We start from the raw sequence: 4,499 nt of genomic DNA, 5'->3' as shown, positions 1-4,499 counted from the left end.
CGAGGTCAGTTTAGTCGATTATCATTCTTTATTACAAAACAGCGTGTTTGTTAGCTCACTGCCATAATTCTAGAAGCTACCTTGTTCTAAAAATCAATAACAGATTCAACATTTTATCAGTTTGCGGGAGAATCTAATTCTCCACAGTTAAAGCAATACGTTCGTGGAAAATTCTAGTATAACTATTATAATTAGAAAAACGCTTCTCACCCATCAGGATCCAAGCGCTTTCCCTATGTCATGCACTATAAAGCAACATGACGCCATTACTGGCAAATATTTATTTCATACTTATCTTATCTAAATTACCTCTAAAAGTCAAATGGCAATGGCCAGTTGCTTTGACGCCAATATCCTATACTTCTTAAATAACTGGACTTTAGTCGACTTGGTATTCGACTTTGTTTTATCAAATTAAAGAATGATATTTTAATTTCTTGGATCGAATCTAAAATACACATTACTTGGAAAAGATTCAAATTCCGTCTGGACCTATTTGTCCTTAATCCCAATCTCTTTATTAAAGAAGCGTCTACCGGGTATTTAGCGTGATATCTACTTTTATTAATCATTTCAAAATGTGCACATTCATTTCTCAACCAATTAACCACATAGAGGACACTTTCAAATTCCTGTCTTTCTACTGGTTTAAGATTGAAGTCAGCTAGGACTTCCTTAGCGACTGTTGCGTTTAATAATGTGAACATTAAATGAGTTTGTCCAAAATCCAAGATTTTTATTGCAACCCACAGAGGTGGACATCCTCCATATGCACTCATGTATCTTTCCTTACGTCTCAGCTTGCGTCTCAAAACATTATCGGTAACAAAAAAAGGAAAAAGGTCTCTCTGATTTATTTTTGGATTATCACCAGAATACTTTATTGAATATCCGAATCTCGCATAAAACACTTCTTCACGATCGTTTCTGGTAATATCTTTGTAATGAGACGGATCACGATAATCATTCCAGATAGGATAATGTCGTGAGAAATGATATGCAATAGATGTTTTTAAGCTAATTTCGAATCTACCAATATTTGCTAACAGCAATTGGCGTAGGTCCTCATTAAGTTTGTACAAGCCTAATAGATCATCTAATGAATAATCTCCATAGTACTTATGCTTTGGATCTGATACGTTAATAACATCTTCTAGGCCATTAACTAAATCAAAATAGTTTTTCTGTATAAGTTCATTCTTTAATCTACCAATAGATTTTTTCTTACACTCATTTGAAGGTACTTTAAGATGCCGCTGATCAAAGATAATATCACACTGTTCATCTAAAGTTTTAAAACTTTTGGGGCTACCACTATTCACAGAAGTACATACCTCCTTATTTTAAGTATTAATCATCTGATGCCATCAGTTCAGCCTGTTCTACCACGGTATTTACTGCTTGAGGCGCAATATCAGGCGGATAACCATACTTTCTAAGAAGGTGTTTTACAGCCACACGCATTTTAGCTTGAATATTACGTCTCTTTTCCCAATCAACGCCAGCTTCTTCTTTAACTAGCTTGACTAGCTCCTGAGCAATCAAATGAAGTTTCCTTTCTCCAAGAACTTCGACAGCTTTCTTATGATCAGCTAGTGCATCATAAAAGGCGATTTCTTCTTGACTAAGTCCTAAGTCTTTACCCTTTTCTTGCTCTGCATTAATCTTTTTAGCCATATCAATCAACTTACGAATAACAATTTCACTGGTAATCCCACGTTGATTATATTCGTCAATTGATTTCTGGAGCATATCTTCAAATTTTTCGGACGTAACTTTATTACTTTTAATCATTGCTTTAATCTTACCCTTAAGTAATTTTTCCAACAGGGTAATTGCAACATCTTGCTCCGGCATACTATTAACTTTCTGCAAGAATTCATCTGAAATTAAATCAATACTTTGTCTTTTTATGCCTAGTTCATTGTAGATGTCAACATTGGGTTCAGAAATGATGGACTGATCCAATAACTGTTGCATTTGATATTTAACATCAGTATGTTTTCCTGAACCGACAGGCGTAGTTGGTTGCTTTAGTTTTTGAATAAACACCTTAACCGTCTTAAAGAAAGCAATCTCTTTGCCATAGGCTTGCGCTTCCGGTTGAGTTGAAGTCAAAGCATAAGCTTTCTGTAATTCAGTCACAACATCCAAAAACTTTTGTTGTGTTTCCTCGTCCTCACCTAGAATCTCGTTAGCAACTCGCCGAGTAATCTTTAAGCGAACAGCTCCATCTTCTGAATCAAACCCTGAGTAATCAACTCCATATAGGAAATCATTAGTAATGATGTCATATTTCTCTTTCAAAAGGGCTAGGGCTTTTTGCATATTGATACCCACTTGCCCCTGGTCTTCTGTGGAATAAACGTTCAGCGCTTCTTTCAGATTTTCAGCGATACCAATGTAGTCCACAATTAAGGCACTATCTTTGTCCTTAAAGACCCGGTTGACACGAGCAATAGCTTGAATTAAATTGTGTCCCTTCATCGGCTTATCAATGTACATAGTATTCATCGAAGGTACGTCAAAACCTGTCAACCACATATCAACCACGATAACAATCTGTAATTCATCATTATTATCTTTCATCCGTTTTTGAAGGACTCGACGATCAGCTTTACTGGTCTGAAACTTTGCCATTTCTGGACCATCGGCCGCAGAAGACGTCATTACAACCTTGATTTTCCCTTTATTAAGGTCATCACTATCCCACTCTGGGCGTAACTTGATGATTTCATTATAGAGACGAACTGCGTTACGACGCGACATTTCAACAATCATTGCCTTGCCAAAAGTCTCTTTTTGTCGTGCTTCGAAATGATTAACAAAATGCTTAGCAATACTTTCTAGTCGCGGCTGAGCACCAGCTAATGCCTCCAAACGGGAGAATTCTCGGTTACGTCGAGCATTTTCTTCTAAGTTAGGATCATCATCTAAGTTGGCCTCTTTTAGCAGTTGTTGATACTTAGCCTGTGCATCGGACTTCAATTTTAGAGGAAATACATGACTCTCATAATAAATTTTGACTGTAGCATGGTCATTAACAGCCTGAGTAATATCATAAACGTCAATATAATTACCGAAGACCGCAACAGTTGATTTATCAGCAGTAGAAATTGGGGTCCCAGTAAAACCTATGAATGATGCATTAGGTAAAGCATCACGTAAGTATTTAGCGAAGCCATATCGTAACCCATTATTAGTGAATTTAGCCTTTAATCCATATTGAGAGCGATGCGCCTCATCTGCAATAACAATTACATCACTACGGTTCGTTAAAACTGGCATCTCTTTTTCCCCGCTGTCAAAATCTGGTGAAAACTTTTGAATAGTTGAAAAAACAATTCCCCCCGATTGTTTATCCATAAATTTACGAAGTTCATCACGAGATTCTGCATGTTCTGGAGTCTGTCGTAAAAATTCATGTGCGGCGGAAAACGTATCAAATAACTGATCATCTAAATCATTACGATCGTTGATTACCAACATCGTTGGATTATTAAGCTTTCTAGCCACAATGCTGGCAAAGAACACCATCGATAAACTTTTACCTGATCCAGTAGTATGCCAAACCACACCAATACGCTTATCATTAGGGTCAACAAGTGTTCGTTTAGCTGCTTTAACCGCTTTATTAACCATGTAGTACTGGTGGTAAGCCGCCAGAATCTTGATTGTATTATCTCCATCAGTTTCAAAAATAATGAAGTTTTCAATTAAATTAAGTAGATCCTTAGGCTTAAGCATGTACTTAATCATTGTCTCTAATTCAAGATCATCACCAGTGTTAATATTTTTTGGTGCTCGCCAGCGCATAAAGCGATCAAAACCAGCAGTTAAAGATCCAGCTCGAGAATTAATACCATCCGATGCAATCAAAATTTCATTATATTTCAGATATTCAGGAATTTCAGCTTTATAAGTTTGTAACTGTCGATAACCATTCTCAATGCTAACATTAGGATTACTTGCGTCCTTAAATTCAAACGTCACCACTGGTAATCCATTCACAAAAATAGTGGTATCTGGACGCCGCTCATTGCTTCCCTTAAAGGTGAACTGATTGGTAGCGATAAATTCATTATTTTCAACATGATCAAAATCAATAGGATATAAAACTTCAGTCCTATTTTCACCCTTAACCGTTGTTTTAACTCGAATACCTTCGATCAACAGCTTATGGAAATAATGATTATTAACCATCATATCTGGATTATTAGCTAACCGCATTATTTGCCGAAATGCTTCTTTATAAATTTCATCTGAGTATCCTGGATTTAGTTTACGAAGTGCAGTTTGAACCTTAGTAGGTAAAATAGCTACCGTATGATCATTACTTCGCATAGCATCAATTTCTGGATTAGGTGATGTTGGGCTTGGGCTTTTATAAACGTCATAGCCAACCTGTTTTAAGGTATCTAATGCCAGATTTTCAACATCTGCTTCTAGTAAATAACCTTTTGACATGATGTATCACACTCCTTTCTTTTTGTTGTGTG

2 protein-coding genes are annotated in these 4,499 nt (G+C 36.4%); both read right to left on the bottom strand.

The annotated features are described in order from the left end of the window. Positions 1-311: 311 nt before the first annotated feature. A complete protein-coding gene (locus HMPREF0549_RS02650; protein ID WP_003716718.1) occupies positions 312-1,322 on the bottom strand; it encodes an Abi family protein in 1,011 nt (336 codons plus the stop codon). A gap of 28 nt (positions 1,323-1,350) precedes the next feature. Then, positions 1,351-4,467: a type I restriction endonuclease subunit R gene (locus HMPREF0549_RS02645; protein ID WP_003716717.1), complete on the bottom strand. Its 3,117-nt coding sequence runs from the start codon at positions 4,465-4,467 to the stop codon at positions 1,351-1,353. Positions 4,468-4,499 lie beyond the last annotated feature (32 nt).

It is taken from the genome of Limosilactobacillus vaginalis DSM 5837 = ATCC 49540 (assembly GCF_000159435.1).
Lineage (GTDB): Bacteria > Bacillota > Bacilli > Lactobacillales > Lactobacillaceae > Limosilactobacillus > Limosilactobacillus vaginalis.
The sequence above is the reverse complement of the archived record's forward strand: the minus strand, read 5'-3'. Positions and strand labels throughout refer to the sequence as shown.